The organism is Saccharopolyspora elongata, assembly GCF_004348985.1.
In the GTDB taxonomy this organism is placed as follows: domain Bacteria; phylum Actinomycetota; class Actinomycetes; order Mycobacteriales; family Pseudonocardiaceae; genus Saccharopolyspora; species Saccharopolyspora elongata.
Genome location: NZ_SMKW01000096.1, coordinates 1 through 23,581, shown reverse-complemented (window position 1 = coordinate 23,581; position 23,581 = coordinate 1). Strand labels below are relative to the sequence as shown.

18 protein-coding genes and 1 pseudogene are annotated in these 23,581 nt (G+C 65.0%); 11 read left to right on the top strand and 8 right to left on the bottom strand.

What is annotated here, in order from left to right:
* Positions 1 to 24 precede the first annotated feature (24 nt).
* On the bottom strand, positions 25 to 1,023 hold the full coding sequence (gene glpX, locus E1288_RS40570; RefSeq protein ID WP_132493982.1) for a class II fructose-bisphosphatase: 999 nt from the start codon (positions 1,021 to 1,023) through the stop codon (positions 25 to 27).
* 161 nt (positions 1,024 to 1,184) lie between these two features.
* The gene (hxlB, locus tag E1288_RS40565; protein WP_207954831.1) at positions 1,185 to 1,793 is read right to left on the bottom strand and encodes a 6-phospho-3-hexuloisomerase; all 609 of its coding nucleotides are present in this window, start codon (positions 1,791 to 1,793) and stop codon (positions 1,185 to 1,187) included.
* A 478-nt stretch (positions 1,794 to 2,271) separates the two neighbouring features.
* On the opposite strand from hxlB, the gene E1288_RS40560 reads away from it, so the two are divergent.
* Positions 2,272 to 2,742: a ribose-5-phosphate isomerase gene (locus E1288_RS40560; protein ID WP_132493981.1), complete on the top strand. Its 471-nt coding sequence runs from the start codon at positions 2,272 to 2,274 to the stop codon at positions 2,740 to 2,742.
* Positions 2,743 to 3,067: 325 nt separating this feature from the next.
* Here the strand turns inward: E1288_RS40560 and E1288_RS40555 are convergent.
* The 5 genes and pseudogenes from E1288_RS40555 to E1288_RS40530 form a co-directional block, all read right to left on the bottom strand.
* Positions 3,068 to 3,253, bottom strand: a pseudogene (locus E1288_RS40555) (PQQ-dependent dehydrogenase, methanol/ethanol family); the annotation flags it as partial.
* A gap of 613 nt (positions 3,254 to 3,866) precedes the next feature.
* Positions 3,867 to 5,546: a PQQ-dependent dehydrogenase, methanol/ethanol family gene (locus E1288_RS40545; protein ID WP_132493979.1), complete on the bottom strand. Its 1,680-nt coding sequence runs from the start codon at positions 5,544 to 5,546 to the stop codon at positions 3,867 to 3,869.
* A 15-nt stretch (positions 5,547 to 5,561) separates the two neighbouring features.
* Positions 5,562 to 6,017, bottom strand: a complete 456-nt coding sequence (locus E1288_RS40540; protein WP_132493978.1) for an MSMEG_3727 family PQQ-associated protein — start codon at positions 6,015 to 6,017, stop codon at positions 5,562 to 5,564.
* 447 nt (positions 6,018 to 6,464) lie between these two features.
* Positions 6,465 to 8,729, bottom strand: a complete 2,265-nt coding sequence (katG, locus tag E1288_RS40535; RefSeq protein ID WP_132493977.1) for a catalase/peroxidase HPI — start codon at positions 8,727 to 8,729, stop codon at positions 6,465 to 6,467.
* A 112-nt stretch (positions 8,730 to 8,841) separates the two neighbouring features.
* Positions 8,842 to 10,236 carry a DNA-binding protein gene (locus E1288_RS40530; RefSeq protein WP_132493976.1) on the bottom strand — a complete coding sequence of 465 codons (1,395 nt, stop codon included), beginning with the start codon at positions 10,234 to 10,236 and terminating at the stop codon, positions 8,842 to 8,844.
* A 767-nt stretch (positions 10,237 to 11,003) separates the two neighbouring features.
* Between E1288_RS40530 and E1288_RS40525 the strand changes: the two genes are divergently transcribed.
* The 10 genes from E1288_RS40525 to E1288_RS40475 all read left to right on the top strand — a co-directional run bounded on the left by E1288_RS40525 (position 11,004) and on the right by E1288_RS40475 (position 22,596).
* Positions 11,004 to 11,810, top strand: a complete 807-nt coding sequence (locus tag E1288_RS40525; protein WP_132493992.1) for an ABC transporter ATP-binding protein — start codon at positions 11,004 to 11,006, stop codon at positions 11,808 to 11,810.
* 28 nt (positions 11,811 to 11,838) lie between these two features.
* Positions 11,839 to 12,591 (top strand): ABC transporter permease, encoded by a 753-nt coding sequence (locus E1288_RS40520; protein ID WP_408014312.1) that lies wholly within the window; start codon positions 11,839 to 11,841, stop codon positions 12,589 to 12,591.
* A 534-nt stretch (positions 12,592 to 13,125) separates the two neighbouring features.
* Complete coding sequence (locus tag E1288_RS40515) at positions 13,126 to 14,373, top strand: DNA-binding protein (protein ID WP_235884148.1); 1,248 nt, start codon at positions 13,126 to 13,128, stop codon at positions 14,371 to 14,373.
* A gap of 523 nt (positions 14,374 to 14,896) precedes the next feature.
* Entirely contained in the window at positions 14,897 to 15,799 is a 903-nt protein-coding gene (gene pqqB, locus E1288_RS40510; RefSeq protein WP_132493973.1) for a pyrroloquinoline quinone biosynthesis protein PqqB, read from the top strand.
* Complete coding sequence (gene pqqC, locus E1288_RS40505) at positions 15,796 to 16,491, top strand: pyrroloquinoline-quinone synthase PqqC (RefSeq protein ID WP_132493972.1); 696 nt, start codon at positions 15,796 to 15,798, stop codon at positions 16,489 to 16,491. Before pqqB ends, pqqC begins: the two co-directional genes overlap by 4 nt.
* On the top strand, positions 16,488 to 16,766 hold the full coding sequence (gene pqqD, locus E1288_RS40500) for a pyrroloquinoline quinone biosynthesis peptide chaperone PqqD (protein ID WP_235884147.1): 279 nt from the start codon (positions 16,488 to 16,490) through the stop codon (positions 16,764 to 16,766). Before pqqC ends, pqqD begins: the two co-directional genes overlap by 4 nt.
* Entirely contained in the window at positions 16,763 to 17,887 is a 1,125-nt protein-coding gene (gene pqqE / locus E1288_RS40495; RefSeq protein ID WP_132493971.1) for a pyrroloquinoline quinone biosynthesis protein PqqE, read from the top strand. Before pqqD ends, pqqE begins: the two co-directional genes overlap by 4 nt.
* Before the next feature lie 3 nt (positions 17,888 to 17,890).
* Positions 17,891 to 20,482 (top strand): aminopeptidase N, encoded by a 2,592-nt coding sequence (gene pepN / locus E1288_RS40490; protein WP_132493970.1) that lies wholly within the window; start codon positions 17,891 to 17,893, stop codon positions 20,480 to 20,482.
* Between the two features lie 1,071 nt (positions 20,483 to 21,553).
* The gene (locus E1288_RS40480) at positions 21,554 to 21,856 is read left to right on the top strand and encodes a hypothetical protein (protein ID WP_132493969.1); all 303 of its coding nucleotides are present in this window, start codon (positions 21,554 to 21,556) and stop codon (positions 21,854 to 21,856) included.
* A gap of 191 nt (positions 21,857 to 22,047) precedes the next feature.
* Positions 22,048 to 22,596, top strand: a complete 549-nt coding sequence (locus E1288_RS40475; RefSeq protein WP_132493968.1) for a manganese efflux pump MntP — start codon at positions 22,048 to 22,050, stop codon at positions 22,594 to 22,596.
* Between the two features lie 327 nt (positions 22,597 to 22,923).
* On the opposite strand, the gene E1288_RS40470 is transcribed toward E1288_RS40475, so the two are convergent.
* The gene (locus E1288_RS40470; RefSeq protein WP_235884146.1) at positions 22,924 to 23,463 is read right to left on the bottom strand and encodes an integrase core domain-containing protein; all 540 of its coding nucleotides are present in this window, start codon (positions 23,461 to 23,463) and stop codon (positions 22,924 to 22,926) included.
* Positions 23,464 to 23,581: the final 118 nt, after the last annotated feature.

Genomic DNA, 23,581 nt, shown 5'->3' with positions numbered 1-23,581 from the left:
GTCAGCCTGCCGCCGGGCGTGGGATCAGCTGGGCAGTCCGGCCATCCGGGGTAGGGAACCGAAGGTCGTATGAGAAATGTGGCGCACCTGTCCGCTGGAGATCAGGAGCGATTCCGCGAGTACCGTGCCGTCGGATTCCCGGGGCTGGCTCAGCAGTGATCCCCCACTGATGCCGGTAGCGACGAAGAAAGCATCGCCGCTTACGAGCTCGTCGCAGCTGTAGATGCGGTCAAGGTCCATGCCCGCTGCACGGATCGCGTCCGCTTCCGCATCACGTTGGGGAGCGAGACGGCCCAGCATGCCGCCACCCAGGCCGCGGACCGCTGCGGCGGTCATCACTCCCTCGGGCGTGCCGCCGATTCCGAGAAGCAGGTCCGCGTTGCCAGTGGGCAGGAGAACCTCAAGGCTCCCACCGACGTCGCCTTCTGCCGGTGTGTGCACGGCGGCGCCCGCCTGCAGCACCCGCGCGATCAGTTTCTGATGCCGCGGCTTATCCATGATGACGACGCGGAGCTCGCTGACCGGCTTGCCGAGAGCCTGGGCGACTTTGTGCAGGGTGCGCTCGGGGGAGTCGGTAAGATCGACAACGTCCTTCGCTTGTGGGGGCACCACTATCTTGTCCATGTAGAACCCGGGGCCGGGTGACCAAAGACTCCCCGACTCCGCGAAGGCGATGGTGGCCAATGCGCCGGGGAGATTCTTCGCGCAGAACTTGGTGCCCTCGAGAGGATCGACGGCGATATCGAAATCCGGGCCGAGGCCATTGCCCAGGGTTTCGCCGTTGTACAGCATTGGGGCCTCGTCTTTTTCGCCTTCCCCGATGATGACCGTCCCCCGGCCAGGGGCGTCGGCCAATACCTGACGGATGGCATCGGTCGCCGCGGCATCGGCGGCGTCCTTGTCGTGCCGTCCGACCCAAGCGTGGCTGGCCATCGCCGCACTGTGGGTGGCGGCCAGAGCCACCGCCTCCAGAGTGTGGATATCGGTGCGATTTCGAGGTGCGCCCTCACTTTGACGCTGCATCTAGGGCTCCTTGTCTTGTCTTATCTGTTGCCTCGGTTACGTCAGAGCGCTTACGGCGTACCAGCGAGCCCTGTGATCAGTTCAGGACTATCGCCCGCACCTTTCTTCGCGATGTGCGAATCGAATCGATGTGCTCCTCCGGATGATTTACCCGGGGCCGGTCATTCCAGATTCGCGTGGAGGCGCCACAGCTCACGGGCCTGAGTGTCACTGGACTTCCACAGCGTGTGGAACAGCGCGTCAGTGAGGATCAGGACGGACTGTTCGAACATGCTCCCCGCGTACTGCTCGGAGGCTTTCCCGTCGAAATCCTGCTTGGCCGCGGCCGGGATCAAGAGCACTTCGGTCGCCGTCTTGGCCAGCGCCGAATCGGCTGCGGTGGTCAGTGCCAGCACATTCGCGCCTTGATCGCGCGCGACCTCGGCCGCCCGCACCACCCGGGACGTGGACCCTGAACCGGATGCCGCGACCAGGACGTCGCCCGGGCCGATCGCCGGGGCGGTCGTCTCGCCCACAACGTGGGTGGACAGCCCGAGGTGCATGAAACGCATCGCGGCCATTTGCAGGGCGAGCCCGCTCCGCCCGGTGCCGATGGTGAACACCGCCGGCGCCTTGAGCAGCAATGCGCCAGCGCGAGCCCACGCCGCCGAATGGACGCCCTTGCGTACCCGCTCCGCCTCTCCGGTGATGATTTTCATCGCGTAGTTGAAATGAGGAGGGTTCAGCTTTTCGCTCAGGATCCGATGGGCCGTGTCCGTCTTTTCTGCCATTGCTTCACTCTCCGCTGATCGAGTCGGACATGTTCGTTGGTTCGGCGCACGACTACCGCGCCGGGGCCACCAGGGAGGGGCCTTTCGCTCAATGATTGCCAAGGCGGACAGCGGTGTCCGTTTGGGCGGCGTCCGGAGCTCTGCGGTTTTCGGCCACAGCTAGGACGCGCAACGCGTTGTTTTGAGACTGCACGGATCTGTACGTCTAGGTCAACCTATCCAGCACGAAGAGGGGCTGCGGGAACACGAACGGTTCCAAATCGCGGCCAAGCGGACCTGTCTGGATGTGGATGTGGTTCACCGGTTGCGCTGGTGCTCGGAGGACAAACTGGCGAAGGCGCGGAGGAGTGATGATCTTTCCGCCGGTTTGTGCCTCAGCACGTCCTCGTATCCGGCATCAGCCAGGATCGCTGTTCTGTATAACCGCGAATTTTCAAATCAGGGGTGCAATGGGGCTTGATTGCGTTAGAATTTCCGGGTGCGCGTATATCTAGGCTCCGATCATGCCGGATTCGAACTCAAGAACCACTTCGCCAAGAGGCTCGCCGGCCTCGGCTACGAGGTGACCGACGTCGGCCCCACCGTCTACGACGCGGAGGACGACTACCCACCATTCTGCGTCGAGGCGGCTCGGCGCGTTGTCGCCGACGAGGGCAGCCTCGGTCTCGTCATCGGCGGCTCCGGGAACGGGGAACAGATCGCCGCGAACAAGGTGCCCGGCGCCCGCGCCGCGCTGACCTGGAATGTCGACACCGCCAAACTGTCCCGGCAGCACAACAACGCACTGCTGGCCGGCATCGGCGCTCGGATGCACACGGTCGAGGAGGCCGAGCGCATCGTGGACGCGTTCCTCACCACCGAGTTCGAGGGCGGCCGCCACCAGCGCAGGATCGACCTGCTGTCGGACTACGAGCGCTCTGGCGAGCCGCCCGCCCTGCCCGGAAACTGACCGTCCTCGACGTAGACCCCCGCCGACTCCGGGGGCGGCGACGACCGCCTCCGGAGTCGGCGCGGAAAGATCGTTGACCTGCGCCGGCTTCCGGCGCCGCGACCTCCGCACAGCAGCTGAAGCTCCACATCGGACAGATCCACTCGCTCGATCTTCAGCGGCAGCATCACGGCATCGCGCTGTCGTCACATGAAAAGATCTCCGGGCGGGTTGTTCGAGTGTCATGCACTCGCAACTCGCCCGGAGATCTCCCGGTTTCACGCCACCACGCCATAGACGACGATCGTGGCCATTACTTCTGTTTTCCTGGTCCGGCAGCTCCTGATCAGTCCGGCAGGGCGAAGACGATCAGCGCGTCTCCGTGGCCGGCGCCGAGCATGCCGGGAATGATGCCCTCGAGCCAGCCACCCCAGCCGACCGGCACGGCGACGTATTGCTTGCCGTCGACGCTGTAGGTCATCGAGCTGCCGTGGTGGCCGCTACCGCACTGGAACTTCCACAACTCCTCGCCGGGGCCCACATAGGCGACCGGTACGTAGAAAGATCGTTGCGCGGGCTGTACGCCGCGTGCGTCCATTCCTGTCTCGCGTTGCAGGAGATTCCAACCCATGCCCTGACCGACGACCACGGCAAGTCCGCAGGGCTCTTGTCAGCCTCGATACTTGTGCACGTCGCAAACGCAGTACATGAGACGGCAGCTGAAGCATGCGGGCTTGTCGACGCACGTGATGCAGGGCCCGCAGTGCACCGGCTCGGTGTGCCGCGCGTGATCGCCAGGCTCGTAGGCCTCCCCGCAGTAGAGGCACGGCAGACGCTTAAATCCCGTGTCCTGCTGGGGCACCGACGACTGGTCCATGACATCACCTTGTTTTTCCGTCGCTGAACTTCCCCATGACCGACGTGCGTTTGGAAAAGCTACCGGGGTGGAGATTGAAATACTCACAGCTGGCGGGACTGCGGGGGACCTCGACGTAGCCCCGCGCTCCTCGTCTGTCGGGGAATAAGGACACCCGCCCGGTGATCGGGCCGTCGCCGGGACGACTCGATCACCGGGCGGGGAAGGTAAACCACCAGGGAAGTTACCTCGGGTCTCGCGTCAGTACCACGTCAGTGGTACTTCCCTGTCACAGGGCGAACGTGATCAGCGCGGCACCGTGACCCTGACCGGACATGCCGGGGATGATGCCTTCGAGCCAGCCACCCCAGCCGACCGGCACCGAGATGTACTGCTTGCCATCAAGGAAGTAGGTCGACGGGCTGCTGTGGTGACCGCTGCCGCACTGGAAGCTCCAGAGCTTCTCGCCGGTCTCTGCGTGGAGCGCCAGGAACTCACCCGTGGGTGTGCCGGCGAACACCACGTTCCCCGCGGTGCTGAGGGTCGACGCGGCCATCGGCATGTTGAGCCGGTAGCGCCACTTCTCCTCACCGTGGGAGTCGAACGCGCTGACCGACCCGGCCATGTTGTCGACGTCGACCTCGACGGCGGCACCCCAGTAGGGCATGCCTTCCTTGAACTCGCGACGACGCCGGGTGGCAGTGGCGCCCACGTCGGCGACCGGAACGTAGAACAGATCGTGGTCCGGGTTGTACGACGCGTGCGTCCACTCCTTCGCACCGGCGGGGCCGGGGTAGAAGTGGCAGGGCTCGCCTTCCTTGTCCGGGTACTTCCGCGGGGTCACCTTGCCATCGCGGGTGATGACGCCCCAGTCGATCCGGTCGACGAACGGCGTGACGTGTTGCAGCTCGCCGTTGGTGCGGTCGAGGACGAACATGTACCCGTTCTTGTCGAAGTGGGCGAGCAACTTCTTGCCGTCCCGCTCGAACAGGGTCATCTCCATGGTGGAGTCGTAGTCCCACAGGTCGTGGGGGGTGAACTGGTAGTGCCACTTGATCTCGCCGGTGTCGACATCCAGCGCGACCACGCTGTCGCTGTAGAGGTTGTCCCCCTCACGGACCCCGCCGTCGAAGTCGGGAGCCGGGTTCCCGGTGCCCGCGTAGTAGAGGTTCAGCTCCGGGTCGTAGGTGCCGGTGACCCAGTGGTTCGCGCCACCACGTTGCCAGGCCTCACCGTCGGCGGGCCAGGTCTCCGAACCGGGCTCGCCCGGCTTCGGCACGGTGTAGGTGCGCCAGCGCTGCTCGCCGGTCTCCAGGTCCCAGCAGTCGATGTGACCGCGGACGCCGTACTCGCCACCGGCAGAACCCGTGATGAGCGTGTCTTTGATGACCAGCGGAGCGATCGAAGCGCTCTCGCCCGCCCGCACGTCACCGATGGTCTTCTGCCAGACCTTCCGGCCGTTGGTGGCGTCGAGCGCCACCAACTGGGCGTTCTGGGTCACCATGTAGACCTTGCCATTGGCCACCGCACAGCCGCGGTTGACGTTGGCGCAGCACAGCGTCACGTCGACCGGGATCGCGTGCTTGTAGCGCCACAGCTGCTCGCCGGTCTTCGCGTCGAGCGCCCAGAGCCAGCCGTCCCAGCCGGTGACGAACATGACGCCGTCGACGACCAAGGGGCAAGCCTCGAACGCGTAGGTCGAGGTGGAGGCGATCATGCCGGTCGCGCTCGACTGGTGGATCCAGGCGACTTTCAGGTTCTTGACGTTGTCGGCGTTGATCTGGTCGAGCAGGCTGTGCCGCTGGCCGTCATAGGCGCCGTAGTAGGTGATCCAGTTCTGCGATTCGCTGCGCGCCTGGAGGATGCGCTCGTAGTTGATGCCGCGCGTCACGTCCGGAGCGCTGTGCGGCATGTTGGAGAGCTCGCTGTGATTGAACGCCTTGCCAGCGTCAACGTATTCGACGGTCATGGAGATTCTCCTTTGCTACGGCCGCGGCTGCGCGGGTCGGTCGAGCTTGGCCTCCGGCGGCACTTCGCCCGTAACGACGATGGCGCCGGTCAGGCCCCGGCCCTCGTCGTTGCCGGCCGGCGAGCCGTACCAGTAGCAGCCGGGACCGTCCAGCTCGAGCGTCGCGCTGCCCTTCGAGTGGTTCAGCAGACCGATGAACTGCCGTTCGCCGTTGTTGGGTAGCAGGCAGGCGTGGGTGTTCTTGTCGTCGTTGATGATCGTCAGCTCGATGATGCCGCCGTGCGGCAGGATCAGGATCCCCGGATCCCACGTCATGGCGTCTTCCGGAATGCGAATGGTCGCTTCCATCGTCCCGTCGGCACGCTCGATCGCCTTGCCGATGGAACCGGTTCCGAGCACGGCGCCGATGGTCGCCCTGTTCTGTCCGTTGAGCTCGGCCAGGAGATCCTCTTGCTCGTGGGTAATCGTCATCGGACTTCACCTCCTCGTTAGCAAAAATGGATATTTTGACAGATTTCGCGGAACATATCGGCTACACGAGATCGTCGGCTCTTTGACGACGAAAGCGCATACGCTCTCAAGAGCTACGCCGCAGCCGAGTTTGACGTTGCGGAAAAATTACCAGTGTTGATTACTCTCATATTTCACCACTGAGCCTGTAACCGGTTTTGGACTCTACACCCGGGCAAGTCATTTCGATATCCGTCGCCACCGACCGGCTCGACGCCACCATTCCCCCGGCAGGAGATACCGTTCGTGCGGTCCTGCGCCTGGGGAGGCTGAGCCGGCCGTCCTATCGGCAAGGGTCCGCCGACCCGGAATCTGCACAACAAAAAACCGCTTCGAAGACCGGCTCGAGCACGGTTTTAGACGCGGCTTGCCCAAAACGGTCATCACCGCCGGCCGAGCACCTCCTGATCATTGGGCGCACCAACTGGAGTATCCGCAGCGCAGGTCGAAACGGTCGAGTTCCATGACCTTCACCCACGCGGAGACGAAGTCCCGGACGAACTTCCCGTCCGCGTCGTCGCTCGCGTAGACCTCCGAGAGCGCCCTGAGTTCGGAGTTGGAACCGAAGAGGAGGTCGACCCGGCTTGCGGTCCACTTCACCTCGCCGGTTCCCCGGTCGCGGCCCTCGTAGATCGCCGTCCAGATGTCCCCATCCTGCCTCGGCGCCCACTCTGTCCCCATGTCCAGCAGGTTGGCGAAGAAGTCGTTCGTCAACGACCCTGGCGCTGAGGTCAACGCACCCACCGAGGAACGTCTGTGGTTGGCTCCGAGCACCCGCAGCCCGCCGATCAGCACAGTCATCTCAGGCGCGCTCAAGGTCAGCAGGTTCGCCCGGTCGACCAGCAGATGCTCCGGCGGCATCCAAAAGCCGTTTCCCAGGTAGTTCCGGAAGCCGTCCGCCGTGGGCTTCAACCTGTCGAACGACTCGACGTCGGTCCATTCCTGGGTCGCGTCCGTGCGCCCGGGGCGGAACGGAACGTCGATTTCGTGGCCACTGGCCGCGGCGGCGTGTTCCACCGCAGCACACCCTCCGAGCACGATCAAGTCGGCCATCGAGATCCGCTTGTTCCCTTGTTGTGAGGCGTTGAATCGCTCCTGGATCGCCCCCAGCGCGGACAGGACGACCGCCAGCTGCTCGGGTTCGTTGACCGACCAGCTGCGCTGCGGTTCGAGCCGGATCCGCGCCCCGTTCGCCCCACCGCGCTTGTCGCTGTCCCGGTACGTCGAAGCCGACGCCCACGCCGTGGAGACGAGCTGCGCGACCGTCAGGCCCGAGCCGAGGATCTCGCGCTTGAGGCCGGCGACGTCGTCGGTGCCCACAAGTCCGTGGTCCAGCTCCGGCACCGGGTCCTGCCAGATCAGCCGTTCCTCCGGGACGAGCGGCCCCAGGTAGCGCTGGATCGGGCCCATGTCGATGTGCGTCAGCTTGAACCAGGCCCGCGCGAACGCGTCCTCGAACTGGTCCGGGTGCTCCAGGAACCGCCGCGAGATCGCGTCGTAGCCCGGGTCCTCCTGCAACGACAGGTCGGTGGTGAGCATGACCGGATGGTGTTTCGTGTCCGGGTCGAAGGGGTCCGGCACGGTGCCCTCGCCCTGGCCGTCGCTCGGGATCCACTGCCACAGGCCCGCCGGGCTGAGCTCGACGTCCCATTTGTACTCGTACAGCGTTTCGAAGAAGGTGTGGTCCCACTCGACGGGCGTGCGCGTCCACATCCCTTCCAGCCCGCTGGTGACCGTGTCCGGCCCGCTGCCGCTGCCGTACCCGCCGAGCCAGCCCAGACCCTGCGCGGTGAGCGGCGCTGCCTCGGGCTCGGGGCCGCCGGTCACATTCGGGTCCGCCGGGCCGTGCGTCTTGCCGAAGGTGTGTCCGCCCGCGATGAGCGCCACCGTTTCCTCGTCGCTCATCCCCATCCGCTTGAAGGTCTGCCGGATGTCGCGGGCCGCGAGCACCGGGTCGGGATTGGTGGCCGGGCCCTGCGGATCGACGTAGATCAGCCCCATCGCGGCGGCCGCCAGCGGCTCGTCGAGTTCGTGCAGACCGCTGTACCGGTCGTCGGCCAACAACTTGCGTTCCGGACCCCAGTACGTCTCGTCGGGCTCCCACACCTCGGCACGGCCGCCGCCGAACCCGAAAGTCTTGAAGCCCATCGACTCCAGTGCCCGGTTGCCTGCGAAGACCATCAGGTCCGCCCAGGAGATCCTGCGCCCGTATTTCTTCTTGACCGGCCACAGCAACCGACGCGCCTTGTCCAGGTTGCGGTTGTCCGGCCAGCTGTTCAACGGGGCGAAGCGTTGCATCCCGGCACCTGCACCGCCTCGGCCGTCGCTGACGCGGTAGGTACCCGCAGCATGCCAGGCCATGCGCAGCACAAGGGGACCGTAGTGACCGAAGTCGGCGGGCCACCAGTCCTGCGAGGTCGTCAGCACCTCGTCGACGTCACGCGCCATTTCGTCGAGATCCAGAGTCTTGAATTGCTCGGCGTAGTCGAAGTCCGCACCCAGCGGGTTGTGTGCGGGTCGGTGCCGACGCAATGCCTTCAAGTCGACCCGGTGCGGCCACCAATCGTTGGCATTGCCGCCCGCCGTCGAATGATTCCGCCGCCGAGCCGGCCGTGTCTCGCTCAGAACCTTGTCGTAGGTGCGGTAGACGTGGGTATCGGGATTCTCGGGCATTGATGTCCTCCTAGGCGTTACCGAGCCTGAGATCCTGGTCGTACGTCTTGTAGATAGCGACGACGTCAGGGTTCTCCGGCGTGGAAGCTCCTTCCTGGTCCTTCAAGGCTCCTCAGATGTCCAGCGCCCGGCGGACGGCTGGAGCGTTCCGCCGCGAAACCGGCACCATCGGGCTCGCCTGGTCATCCATCACCAGGAACAATTCGCCTCTGAATCGACGCTCGACCTCCCGAATCCGGCTGAGGTTGACCACATATCCGCGGTGTACCCGCAGGAAACCGGCATCGGTCAGCTCGCTTTCGAGCTTGTCGAGGCCGGCCGAGGCGGCTCGCAACCGCCCCTGATCAGTGGACAGCCACACGTCGTTGCCCTTCGATTCGGCGAACGAGACCTCCGGCAGCCGCAGCAGCACCATCCGGTTGTCGCGCATCGCGACGATCCGGTGCGGCCGCGCCCCAGGGCGCCTGGCCCCTTCCGCCCGAGGTAACTGCTCTCCTTCGGAAACTCCGAATGAGATCAGGTTTCCGACCAGCTGCCCGGACAGGAAGACGGGCCGGATACTGATCGGGGTCGGCTCGTCGGCGAGATGGGTGAAGATCTGCGTCGAGCCGACCCAGTCGGGATTGTGGGTGGCCTGCTTAGCGGCGTATCGAGCCGCCCAGATGAATTCCGGCAGACTCGGGTTCCAGCGCGCCGCGGGGTCGGGTGCCGGTGTGGAGCCCGGGACGCCGAGGAGCACGCTTGCCGTGTCGTCGGCGATCACCACCCTGCCCGCAGGATCCACCGCGGCGAGCGCCGCGGTCGAGCGCGACCTGGCGTGGTTGTAGGCGGCGACCAGCTCGGCGCCGCCATCCTGGGCGCGTTGTCTCAATATGTGCTGGGTTTTGGTCGCAGTGTTGCCCAGCCAGGCGGCCGCGGACGCGGGAAGGTCGCCGCGCCAGCACGAGATATTGAGCACCGCGATCGGTTCCCCGGTCACCACATCCCGGACGGCCACACCCGCGCAGGTCCAGTCGTGGAAGGCTTGGCACCAGTGCTCCGCACCCCGGATTATCACCGGTGCGTGTGCTTCGAGTGCCGTGCCCATGCCGTTCGTTCCGGTAGCGCACTCGGACCAGCAGAACCAAGCCGCCAGGTTGGCTTTGGTGGCGCGGGAGCGCGTGGCCTGGTCTCCCCATTGGGCCAGGACCCGACCGGTGGCGTCGGTGATGGTCACGACGCCGCCGAGGTTGCTTACCTCGTGAGCCACCGAGGCGGCACGGAAACCGAGTTCGGCGAACACGACGTCATGTTCGAGCGCGTGGTCGACCTCCGCGACGGCCACCGGGGCTTCGGTCAGGTACGGGTCGACCCGGTACTGGTCCCGGCACCGGTGCCACGAGATCGCCACCTCGGGCCGCAAGCCGCGGATATCGTCCTCGCCCTGCACGAATCGTTCCCATGCCCCGTACACCGTGGCCTTGCCCGGGCTACGGGAGATGGGGTCGAGCTGGTGCACATCTGCCATGTATGACCGCCTTTGGTCTGTCACCAACCCGAACGGCATGAGCCGTCCCCGTCGGCGACCGCTGATGCCGCTTGCTGGACCGGACCGAGCCGCCGGTCGGGCTTCGCGCACCGACCAGTGGCGTATCCGGCATGAGCCGTGCGTCGCGGCTGTCGGAACTTCGCGGTCCGTCGCGTGACTTGTGGTCGTTCCACGCGTCCTCGGTAGAATCAAACGGGGAATCGACGGCTTCCGCGCTTTGGTTTTCATGACGTGGAGTCGAAAGCTAAGCTGTTCCTCGATTCGACGGCAACCACTGTGGGACGAGTGTGGGCGAACGACCCACGAGCGGCAGCAACCCGACAACCACCGGTCATCAACGGGTAACACGCGTGTGCCGGCGATCGTGGACCGGGCAGCACCGTCACGGTGCCGACATCCGGCAACAGCCGGGCCGGCGCGGACTCCGCCGCGAAGCTCGAATAGTGCTGCAAGGCTTGTGACGTCGGGAACGGCGCGGTTAACGTCAGAGCGTCGATCTCCGGGCGAGTGTGGTGGCCCAGAAGTCCGGGGCGTGTTGTCACGACCTTGGCTGAGGTTGCGGATCTTCCGCAAACTCCGGTCCGGGTGCCCGGCGCTTTCCGGCGAATGGGAGCCCACAGCACGCCGCTCATGGCATTTGAAACGACCGGTTCCGTCCTCGCCTCGCTGCCGGAGACAGGCCGTCTGACCGCCGTGGTGAATCCGAGCTACCGAGGCGCCCGAGCAAGGCGACGGGAGAAGTGATGATGAGCGAACTCGCGGTGCATTGCGACGGACTGCGCTACTGCTTCGGGGAGACCGTCGCCGTCGACGGCGTTGATCTGAGCATCCGGGCCGGCACCGTCTTCGGGCTACTCGGCCCCAACGGAGCCGGGAAAACGACCACGATCCGGATGATCTCGACCCTGCTCCCGGTGCCGACGGGCGGGATCGAGGTTTTCGGCGTGGATGTGAACCGGCGCAAGCTCGCCGCCCGCAGGTTGATCGGCTACGTGCCGCAGCAGCTTTCGGCGGATTCAGCGCTCAGCGGCCGAGAGAACGTCGCGCTGTTCGCAAGGCTCTTCGACGTACCCAGGGCGCAGCGGCGGTCCGCGGTGGAGGCGGCGCTGCGATCGGTTGGTCTGGAAGAGGTCGCCAAGCGAACCGCGAACACGTATTCCGGCGGCATGATCCGACGTCTTGAGCTCGCGCAAGCGCTGGTCAGTGCCCCGCGCCTGCTCGTGCTCGACGAGCCGACGGTCGGGCTCGACCCCATCGCACGAGCCGGCGTGTGGGAGTACATCGAGCGGGTACGAGCTGCAACCGGGATGACGGTCCTGATCACTACGCACTACATGGAGGAGGCCGACCGGCAGTGCGACCGGGTGGCGCTCATGCACCACGGTCGAATCCGCAGCGTTGGGGCCCCACAGGAACTCCGCGCCGCAGTGGGGCCCGAGGGGACGTTGGAAGACGCGTTCCGCGTGGTGACCGGTGATGGACTCGCCAATGATGAGGGGGAGGGGATGCGTCATGTCCGCGCAGTTCGACGGGTCGCACGTCGTGTCGGTTGATCAGGTGCGGCGCGGGCCGGTGCGCCTGATGTGGTCGCGGATCACGACGATGTGTCTGGTGGAGCTGCAGAAGCTGCGGCACGACCGGAGCGAACTCGTCACCCGGGCGGTTCAGCCGGCGCTGTGGCTGGTGGTCTTCGGTACGACGCTCAGCCTGACTCCGGTGATCCCGACGGGAGGTGTGCGGTACCTGGACTATCTCGCGCCGGGCATCCTCGCCCAATCGGCCCTGTTCATCGCGATCTTCTTCGGTATTCAGATCATTTGGGAGCGGGATGCCGGGATCCTCGCCAGACTGCTCGTCACGCCGACGCCGCGGGTCGCGATCGTCAGCGGCAAGGCGTTCGCGGCCGGCGTGCGCGCCCTGGTGCAAGCCCTCGCGGTGCTCGTACTCGCCGTGCTGCTGGGCGTCGGAATCACGGCGAATCCGTTGAAACTGCTGGGGATGTGCGTCGTGGTGGTGCTCGGATCGGTGTTCTTCTGCTGCTTGTCCATCACCATCGCGGGGTTGGTGCTGTCTCGGGATCGCTTGCTGGGCATCGGGCAGGCGATCACCATGCCGCTGTTCTTCGGTTCCAGTGCGCTGTACCCGGTCGATCTGATGCCGCACTGGCTGAAGGTGGTCAACTGCATCAACCCGTTGGGCTACGAGGTGGACGCTCTGCGCGGTCTGCTCATCGGCACGCCGTCGGATCTGTGGCTCGATTTCGGAGTGCTGGTGGCGGCCGCAGCGTTCATGACCGGTGCCGCGTCCGCTCTGCTGGGAAGGCTGGTCCGCTGATCAGCGCCCGCGGGTTCGTCGACGGGTTCTCGCGCTCGGCCGAGGCCGGTGTGCAACGTCGCCGCATGTCCTAAGTCGTCAATATATTGCGATTTCCGGAGGTCTATTCGCGATAATTTACCGTTCATCGGTGATCGCCGGATCGGGTTTGTTGCGCCGGCCATTTTCGGCGACAAGAAGCAGATCGGCCGCGGCCGCGGCCGGCGAAGCCGGGGCGGCCGCTGGCGGAAGCATGTCTTGAACTGCAGCTTCCCGAAAGTTACATTGTGACTGCTGTCACTATCCGTGGGTCCCCGAGATCCGTCCCTCGCGAATGACAAGGAGGTCGTGATGGCGGGGAGAGTCCCACCGTTAGAGATCGCATCGAGCGGGTCCGGCGGCCATGGCCACGTGGGGGGCGACTCCCTGGTAGCCACGGCTACCGCGAGGAAGACCGCTTGTGCATGGGAGTGCTTCGCCGCAGGCGAAGATATCGTGCAAGGTGTCCGCCCGGAGATCCTGGCTTCGTGGTACCGATGTCGGGATCAGTACGAAGTGGACCCCGCGCTGCACATCGCGCCCGGGGCGCCCGAAGGCAACGACCACCGGCTCGACCACGACGTGATCTTCACCCAGCTCGGCGGTCTCGGGGCGTTGGCGGGCCGGGACGTGGAGCTGGACGGCGGTGTCGTAGCCGTAACGGACGGCACCGGGCGCATTCTCGGGTCCTGGGGCGACCCCACCGCGCGGAAAAGGGCTGATTTGAGCAACCTCGCGCCGTGGTCGGCGTGGTCGGAGCAGTGCACAGGCACGAACGGGATGGGGACGTCGTTCGAACTGCCGGGCCCGATCACCGTGACCGGACCGGAGCACTGGTGCGAAGGCTTCCAGCAGTGGGCCTGTGCGGGGATTTCCATACGCGACGTGGTAACCGGTTCGCCGGTCGCGTCGATCAACATCTCACGGTGGAAGGCGCCGCTTTCCGAGCATGTGCCGACGTGGCTGAGGAACGCTGCCGCGAGCGTCGAAGAAGAGATCCATCGCCGCGCCATCATGGAGGCCAAGAGTGTGGTCGCCGGGTTCGAGCACGAGTCCGCCCAGATGAGCGGCCCGCTCATGGCCGTGGACCGTGGAGCGCATGTGATCGCTGCGAACTGCGCGGCTATTTCGTTGCTCAAGCTGGCTGACGACAACCCCATTGCCACGGGCGCGGCCGAACCGGCGAAACGCTGGAAGCCGGATATTCCGGAACTTCCCGATGTCGTGCGGTGGGCAATGGGCCGGGCACTGCAGCGTCCACAGTGGAGCGGCTATGCGCGTCTGTCGGTGTGCCCCGGGGAGGATGCCCTTCCGGTAAGCATGCGGCCCGTCGTCGCCTCCAACAACGTAGTGGGTATGTTCTGCGCATTTGGGCTGGAAGAGGGCGAACCTTACGAGAAGTATTCGGACGTAGCCTCTGCTTCTCTGCCACCGCGCGTGATCGGGGTTCGTGACGAACGGCTGGTTCTGCTCGCCCCATCGGAGATCCGCTATGCCCAGGCCGACCGGAACATCGTTTGGTTGAGCACGGACCGGGGACGGATCCAAGCCGCAACCCGTGGCCTGGACAACGTCGAGGAATTACTGGCACCCCACGGATTTCGCCGGGTACATCGTCGCTTCCTGACCAACCTTCGCCGGGTGGTCGAGTTGGAACGGGGCATCAAGGGTGAGCTGGTCCTGATCACGGATCTCCGTTGCCGTGAGCGCGTTCCCGTTTCGCGGCGCCACGCTCCGGAGATCCGCCGCTTGCTCGGTGTGTGAGGCTGTCCGCACGTGGGCGGATTCCGCCCACGTGCCTTGTGCCTGCTGTTCAGATTGTTCGCGGGCGACGCGGGCCGCGTTGCTTGGTCCGAACCGCGTGCCGGGAAACACCCGGGGCATCGATGGAATCTGAGGCGAGCCTGCTCGTCGACGCTGCGCCGCACGACGCGCATGTCGGGGTGCCTGTCGCACGCCGTGAGCCGGTGGCGCCGCGGCGGCCCGTTCGTGGCGGCACGGCAACCGTTCGTCAGCGATCCGGTGCCGGTGGTTCATGATCGGTTGTCAGAGCCCGCGACATCGAAGAAGCTTTGAGAGGCAATACCGAGTTCCGGGTGATGACACACGCTGCTCGCCCGGGCCGGAACCTCGACAGGTGACGGTACCTGTCGTCGTCCGACCGCCGTCAGCGGTCGAATCCGAGGGAGGACGCCATGAACTGGGAAAAGCCCGAATATATGGTGATCGAGGTGTGCGCTGAAGCCAGCGGCTACCTGTACCGGCGTTGACGGATTGATTTCGCGCTGTGCTTCTTCATTGTCTGGGAGTTGCCGCAGGCGGTGGTTATCCGCAGTGGAACTGCGCTTGTGCCGGGTGCCGCAAGGCTCGTAGCAATCCGGAACTCGGGTCGATGCACGCGGGTCTTGCGGTCTCCGGAGACGGTGAGCGGTGGTTTCTGCTGAACGCGACTCCGGATGTCCATCATCAGATCGCGATGGATCGCTGTCTGCATCCGGGTCCGGGAATCCGGACGACACCGGTTGCCGGCGTGCTGCTTACGGACGCGGAGTTCGACCACACGATCGGCCTGCTGATGTTGCGTGAGGAATCGTCGCTGACGGTTTACGGGACGTATCCCGTGCTGGAGGCGCTCGCCCTGTGGTTTCCCGTCCGGGAATTGCTGAGCGACTACGCCGACCTGTCGTGGTCCCTGGTCGAAATCGGCAAACCGCTGGACCTGGACGACCGGTTGCGCGTGACCGCCTTCCTGACCGGAAGCAAGGCACCTCGCTACATGGGGCGCTCGCAGCTTCATCGCGAGTCGAAGGAGTGGGAGATGGGCTTCCGCTTGGAGGACAAGGTGACCGGCGGGACCGCGGTGTACGCGCCGACTCTGCCCCGGTGGGACGAGAAGTTCGCCGAACAAGTGGCGTCGGCCGACTGCGTCTTCTTGGATGGCACGTTCTGGACGGATGACGAAATGTCCTGCCGGGGTGCGGGAAGTCGTTCCGGACGTTCCATGGGGCACATGCCCGTCAGTGGTGAGGACGGTTCTGCCCTCGCTCTCGCCGCGCTTCCCGCGAAGCGCAAGATCTACACGCACATCAACAACACCAACCCCATCCTCGACGAAGGCTCCGAGGAGCGGCGTTGGTTGGCGGGCTTGGGCATCGAGGTGGGCCGGGCCGGCCTGGAGGTGGAGTTGTGAAAGCTTGGTCTGCCGAGGAGTTCGAAGCGCGGCTGCGGTCGATCGGAGAACAGCGGTACCACCACTTGCACCCGTTCAACGAGCGGATGCACGCGGGCGTGCTCACCGAGGAGGAGTTCCGCGGATGGGTGCGAAACCGCTTCTACTACCAGGTGAACCTGCCGGTGAAGGACGCGTTCATCCTGACCAAGCTCCCCAGTCGGCACGATCGGCGTCAGTGGATTCAGCGCATCATCGATCACGACGGCCGCATGGGGGACGAAGGCGGGATCGAGAAGTGGGTCCGCCTCGGTGAAGCCGTCGGCTTGACCCGCCAAGAGCTGTTCGACAGCGGCACGGTGCTACCCGGAGTGCGGTTCGCCGTGGACGCCTACGTGGATTTCTGCCGTCGGAAGCCGTGGCTGGTGGCCGTGGCGTCGGCCATGACCGAGTTGTTCGCCCCTGGTCTGCTCAGCCGGCGGATCGCCGACCTCCAGCAGCACTACCCGTGGATCGCCGCGGAAGGCCTGGAGTACTTCCGGTCCCGGCTCACCCAGCAGCCCAAGGACATCGAGCATCTGCTCGACCTGGTGATCAACCACGCGAAGTCCAGGGAGCAGCAGGACGCGTGCGTACGGGCGCTGGAGTTCAAGTGCGATGTCCTCTGGAGCCTGCTGGACGCCGTGCAACTCGCCTACAGCAAGAGTTCATGATGGACGAAACTGATCTGACGGCCACGCCTCGGCTGGTGACCAAGGCGATGCTTAAGCACGACAGCGTACGGGACGCCGAGTTGCTCCTGTTGCCGGAGAGGGTCGTGCGCCTGAACGCGTCCGGGGCGGCGATTTTGCGGTTGTGCGACGGAAGCCGGACCGTGTGGCAGGTGGTGGCCCAGTTGGAGCACGATTTCGAGGCCACCGGTCTCACGAACGACGTCGTGGAGTTCCTCCAGGATGCGCACGGATGGGGTTGGGTGGTGATCGCATGAACGGTGTACCGCAGCCGTACGGCCTGCTGGCCGAGGTCACTCACCAGTGTCCGTTGCACTGCGTCTACTGCTCGAACCCGTTGGCACTGCTCGATCGTCAGGACGAGCTCGGCACCGACGACTGGCGGCGGGTGATACGCGAGGCAGCCGGGCTCGGTGTGGTTCAGGTGCATTTCTCGGGCGGTGAGCCCCTCGTCCGCGGTGATCTGGAGATGCTCGTCGCCGAGGCGCGCCGTTGTGATCTGTACACCAACCTGATCACCAGCGGTCTGGGGCTCACGGAGAGCCGTGCGAGATCGCTCGTGTCGGCAGGGCTCAACAGCGCCCAGCTGAGCATTCAGGGCGACGCGGCCGAGTCGACGGAACTGGTCGCAGCGAGCAAGCGGTTCGACAAGAAGCGGGACGCTGCGCACATCATCCGCGAGGCGGGGCTGCCGTTGAACATGAACGTGGTCCTGCATCGGCTGAACCTGCATCGCCTGGACGCGATCATCGACGTCTGCGCGTCGTGGGGCGCCGAACGGCTGGAGCTCGCCAACACCCAGTACTACGGCTGGGCTCTTCGCAACCGCGATCTGCTGCTCCCCAGCAAGGCCCAGTTGGAGGAGGCCGTAGGCGTGTACGAACGCCGGAAGGCCGAGTTGGCGGGGCGCATGGAACTCCTCTGGATCCTCCCGGACTACTACGAGCCCTACCCGAAGCCGTGCATGGGCGGATGGGCGCAGACCGCCCTGACCGTCGCCCCGGACGGCATGGTGTACCCGTGTCCGGTGGCCGCGGACATGACCGCGATGAACTTCCCGTCGGTCCACGACCACGACATGGCGTGGATCTGGTCGAAGTCCGCTGCGTTCCAGGCTTTCCGGGGCACGGAGTGGATGCCAGATCCGTGCCGCAGCTGTCCCCGCAAGGAGACGGATTTCGGTGGGTGCCGGTGCCAGGCCTTCGCCTTGACCGGCGATCCGGGACGCACCGACCCGGTTTGCGTCCACTCGCCCGACCACCACCTGGTGCAGGACGCGCTCGTTCGTGCCGATCAGGACAATGCCGCAGCCGAAGGCGAAACGGCCCGAGCGAACCTGGTTTACCGTCGTCCACCCGCGTCGGCGAGGAGGCGATGACCGATGTCGCTCGAAGTCCGTGCCGCGCGCAGGAGCAATCTGACGCAGGACGAGGCGGCAGCGCGCTCGGCTGAGGTCAGCGACGTCCGCTACGCGGTCGACCTCGACTTGACCACAGGTGAGCAGGAGTTCGCGACGACCACCGTGGTCCGCTTCCAGGCCCGTTCTGGGGACGCGATCGTCTTTCTCGACTTCGCGGGGAAGGCCGAGTCGGTCGAGTGCAATGGCCGGGAACTGGGGCCCGGCGCGCAGGACGGGACGCGTATTCGGCTGGACGTGAGACCAGGTGAGAACACGGTCCGTGTGTCCGGTTCCGGTTCGTACTCGCGCACGGGGGAAGGGCTGCATCGTTTCCGCGACCCCCTCGACGAACAAGTCTACCTGCACACCAAGTTCGAGCCCTTCGCGGCGCACAAGGTGTTCGCCTGCTTCGATCAGCCGGACCTGAAGGCAACGGTCGATCTGACCGTTACGGCTGATGATCAGTGGGTGGTGGTCGCCAACACCGATCCTGGCGAGGAGCCGGCGCCTGCGGGCGGCAAGCGCTCGACTTGGCGCTTCCGGAGCACGCCACCGCTGCCGCCGTACCTGGTGGCCTTCGCCGCCGGCCCATTCCACCGGCTGCGTTCCAGCCACCGCGGAGTGCCGCTGGCGCTGTACGCGCGGAAGTCGCTCCTCGAAGACCTCACCGACGATGCGCACGAGTTGTTCGGCGTGATCAGCCGCGGCCTCGACTTCTACAGCCAGCTGTTCGACCTTCCGTACCCGTTCACCAAGTACGACCACGTCTTCGCGCCCGAGTACGTATTCGGCGGAATGGAGCATCCGGGCTGCGTGACGCTCAACGAGCGGTTCGTGTTCCGGCATCGGGTCACCGAGGATCAGCGGCGACGACGAGCCGAGCTGCTGTTGCACGAGATGGCGCACATGTGGTTCGGCGACTACGTGACGATGAGCTGGTGGGACGATCTGTGGCTGAACGAGAGCTTCGCGACGATGATGGCGGTCGTCGCACAGCCCGAGGTGACGCGGTACGGGGAAGGTTGGACGGCGTTCGCGCACCACAACCTGCCGGTGGCTCGACATGCCGACCAGTTGCCGACCAGCCACGCGATCAGGGTCGAGACCGCCGATACCGATGCCGCGCGGACGAACTTCGGGCCGATCGTCTACCGGAGAGGGGCGGCCGTACTCCACGAGCTCGCGGTGCGCATGGGCTGGGACTCCTTTGTCTCGGGCGTACGGACATACCTGCGGACGCACGCGTGGGGAAATGCCAGCCTCGATGATTTCGTGGCGGCGCTTCGGCGCGTGTCGGACTCGGATGTGGATCGCTGGGTGGACGAGTGGCTTTTGCGCCGTGGGGTGAACACGGTCGAGGTGTCTCGCCTTCCGAAGGGCGATTGGGTGGTGCAGCTTCCCGATCCCGAGGTGCGGCCACGCCACTTGCACCTGCGGGTCGGCGCGTTCGACGACTGCGATGCCGGCCTGGTGCTGCGGCAACGGGCGCACGTGCCGCTCAGTCCGCGTAGCTCCGAAGGAAAACTGGACGCGTTCGGCAGCCGAAGCCCGGACCTGCTGGTGCCCAACGACGATGCGGTGAGCCACGTCAAAGTCAGGCTGGATCCCCGATCTCGGCAAACAGCCTTGCGCAGGCTGTCCGCACTGGACGATCGGAGAGCACAGGCAGTCGTCTGGGGAGCATTGTGGGACGACGTCCTCGACGCGCGGTTGCCCGCTCGGAGTTTCGCATCGGCCGTTCTCACGCATGGAGTGGTGGAGAGCGATGTCGGCGTCCTGGAAGCGCTCTTGGAGCGAGCTGTGCAGGCGACGCGGGTCTACGGGGATCCATCCAGCACCAGCCGGATGCTCGAAGTCCTGGCACGCCGAGTGCGTGATCACTTGGCCGGCGCCGCCCAGGGTAGCGACCGCCAGGTGGTACTGGCCCGCACCCTCGTAGGGGTCGTCCAGGCCGACGACCACAGCCTGCTGAGCGAAATGGTGTGCGGGCGGTCTCCCTGGCCGGGACTGGTAGTGGATCGAGACCTGCGCTGGCGCGCATTGCTTCGCCTCGCGTCGACCGGTTTCGAAATCGACGGACTTCTCGGCATCGCGATGGACGCTGACGCTGGAGACAGCGGTCGCCGGCACGCCTTGATGGCACAGGCCGCACGTCCGACCCGCGCCGCCAAGGAGCAAGCGTGGGCCCTGGTGTTCACCGACGATTACTCGCTCGCGCAACGGCAAGCCATCATGGCAGGGCTGCGACAACCGGGGCAGGAGGAGTTGCTCACTCCGTACGCGAAACGCTACTTGCGTGCGTTGGAGAGTATGGCCGGAGCTGCCGAGCCCGAGTTCGTGCTGGCGTTCGCTCGTGCACTTTATCCCCGCTTCACCCACGTCGAGCAACGCGTACTGGCGGATACGGAAGACGTGCTGGCGAACAAGCGGCTCCCTGGAGATGTGCTCAGGGTCCTCAGGGAGGAGCGAACGGAACTGGTCATGATGCGGGCAGCGCGGGCGTGCGACGCGGCGCAGAGAGCGAGGCAGGTTGGAAGCTCCGTGGCCTTGACAGCGGAACGTACGAGCGGCTGAGGAGAATGCGCGCCTCGACCTCGACAGGACCGTGGACCAGGTCGAGCGCGAGACCGCCACAGAGGTGGAGATCTTGCGCGAGGTGCGCTGCGGTCGTCCGACGCAGGTGTTGCTGGAAGCCGCTGAGGAAGCGGAGTTGCTGGTACTGGGCGACCGTGGGTACAGCGTCTTTTACGAAGTTGCAGGGCTCGGTGAGCCGGCGCTGCGCCGGGCAGGCCCTTGCCCGGTCGTTGTCGTACCAGAATGGATACCCGTGCCTCGCAGAGCGATTCTTCCTATGAGAGTGCGCGTGAATTCTGAACGTTGAGGATGTAAGTCGGTTGATCGTGTCTGTCTCTCGACTCGTCGGATGGAAGTCTGCGGCGTTGCATGCGCCTGTGGCGTTGTCGCCGGGGCGTACGGGTGCTGCGCTCCCGGGCAGCCACGAAGGCTTTCCGCACGCATCTGCCCTGCCCCGCAGGAACTCGTCGGCGCGCATCAGTGGCATGCCCTCGAGGGCTGTCGAGAGCGCCTCGGTAATGTATCGTCGAGAATCGCCTTCCGCGTTCGAGTAGTCCACAAGGACACCCGCGGTTCCACTCGTGGCCGCACAGGCGCCGTTCGGCACCGATCCCCGGCCACTGGTTCGATCTCTATTGCAGCAGCCTGAAACATCGAAGATACTCTGTTGCGAACGCCGAATTTCGAGGTTTCGCTCTCGAAATTCAGTGGGTCACGTTGTCCGGGTGCTGCCCGCTCATCGGGCGCAGTCAACACTAGGAGTAAAAGTATGAAGTGGGAAACTCCGGAGTACACGGTCATCGAGGTGTGTGCCGAGGCCACCGGTTACTTCTACCGGGGCTGACGGCCGGGATCGAAGCACTGTGTTGCTCTATTTCTCGTAGTCACGGCAGGTGTCGGATATCTGCGACGGGACTACGCCCGCGGCGGCGCAAGGCCCCCGGATCCGGAAATCGGATCGGCGCAGGGGCCTTGCGCCACCCGGGGAAAAGAATTCGGCGGAGTCGCACCGCCATTCTCTCCACATTTGAACAGGTCAAAGAGAGTGGCCTGCTGAACAGGGGATCGGTAATGTCCCGCACAATATCCACAGCCACGCACTACGCGGCCCTGGACGCGGTCAGCCAGGGAAAAATCTGTTATCATAACGGGCTCCTCCAGCCTGCACTCGGCTATGACTGGGTGATGGGTATTACCAGTCCCATGACAGATGATCTACGTCAGACCCTCCGCGATCTCTGGATTGCGGATTTGATCGACATCGACACGCACCATCTGTTCGCCCTACGAGGTCACGGGGTAGTGCTCACCATGAAGGGCTACCGCACCCTGCGCGACTGGTCTGCTCTCGGGTGGCGCGAGTTCGCGGCGTAGCGAAGTTCCGGTGGACCGCCGGCCGAGTCCGTCAACGTTTCACTTGCCGAAAGCCGCCTTCGCGGAGTAGATCGACGGCGCAGGACCCATTCCGGTGCCCGGCAAGCCTGCAGTGCGGATGCGGGGAATGGCCGAAACATGTCTCCGGCGAATTCGCGGGTAGGGTAAACAATTTTCCGAGGTGGTTTCAAATGGCTCTTGAATTTCTCCCGCTTTTAGCGCTGGCTTTTGGTCTCTGTATCGACAACTTCCGGTCGGCGATCGCTATCGGTACCATTCCCTTCGGCTGGCGTCGCGCTGTGCAGATTGCCCTCATTTTCGGTATATGGGATGCACTTGCTCCCCTGGCAGGAGGATTCATCGGCCACTATGTAGGGGAGTTCATCGGTTCGGGTGCAGATTACATCGGATCTATCATGGTGGGGGCATATGGGCTGTATCTTCTGGCCGGGGCACTCCGGGGCCCTGAACCAGAAGAGGTAGATCATCCATGGGTGACGCTCTTCGGTATGCCGCTGTCGCTGAGTATCGATAATTTTATCGCTGGGGCCAGCCTGGGGTTCGCCGGATTTTCTCTTGTGATCCCGATGATCACTTTCGGTGTCGCGACAGCGGTCATGTCATTGGCTGGGTTGTGCCTCGGGCGTATGGCTGCCAATGTTGTCCGGATCCGGTCCGACCTGTTTAGCGGTATCTCGCTCGTGGGTGCGGCGATTTTGCTACCGCTGGTATTCAGCTGAACGCCGGGCATGAGCGGCCACACGCTTGAGGAGTCGAAGCCGGTTGGCTCTTGCCATGTCGGTGAGCCCGTTTCGTCGTCCACGTCAGCCCGTTTTGCCGCCTGCGTGCGCTGGAAGCCGATGTTGTCGTCGATGACGGTGCGAGGCCCGACGGGAATCCTCTTCGGCTGCTTCGCGTCGAGCCGGACGAATTCGAAGCTGCCGTTCCAGACGGTGCGCAGTACCTCCTGGAGGAACGCAGTGGTGAGCTGCTCGCCGGCGCAACGGCGGTAACCGAACCCGAACGGCGCGTAACCCTGCCCTTGCCGAAAATGCCGTCCGTGCAGTTCATGCGGCGTGCTCGTACTCGTGCAGGATTCCGCCGAGGCGATCGTGTTTTCGTATGTCGAGGCGGACGAGCTGCTCCGGATCAACTGTCGGCGTGGGCAATGGGCACAGCGGGCGGGCGTTCGCGATGCCCTGGTGGGGCCGGTGGGAGTTGTAGAACTGCTCGAACTCGCGCAGGGCGTGAAGTAGGTGCCGCTGGTTCCAGATCAAGGTGCGGTCCAGGAGCTCGTTTCGACAGGTCTGTACCCATCTCTCCATGACCGAGTTCATTCTCGGCATCTGGACGCCGCTGAGCACAACTTCGATCCCCGCGTCCTTGAGGATCGCGTCGAACAGGGCCGGGAACTTCCCATCCCGGTCCCGGATGAGGAACCGGGGCCGGCATCCGGTGTCCTCCAGGTCCATGACGAGGTTCTTGGCGGCCTGGGCTACCCAGGACGCGGTCGGGTGCGCGGTGGCTCCGAGGATGCGGATCCGTCGACTGGTGTGCTCGATGACGGCGAGCACGTACAGCCGCGCTCCGGACAGAGAAATAGTCAAGATCTGTGGGTCAAGATTGTTTAGGCGGCGGTGGGTGGGGCGTGGTCGTCGGGGCGTTCGACGAGTTTGCCGCCTTCGAAGCGTGCTCCCGCGCGTACGAGGGCGACGAGTTGGGGTG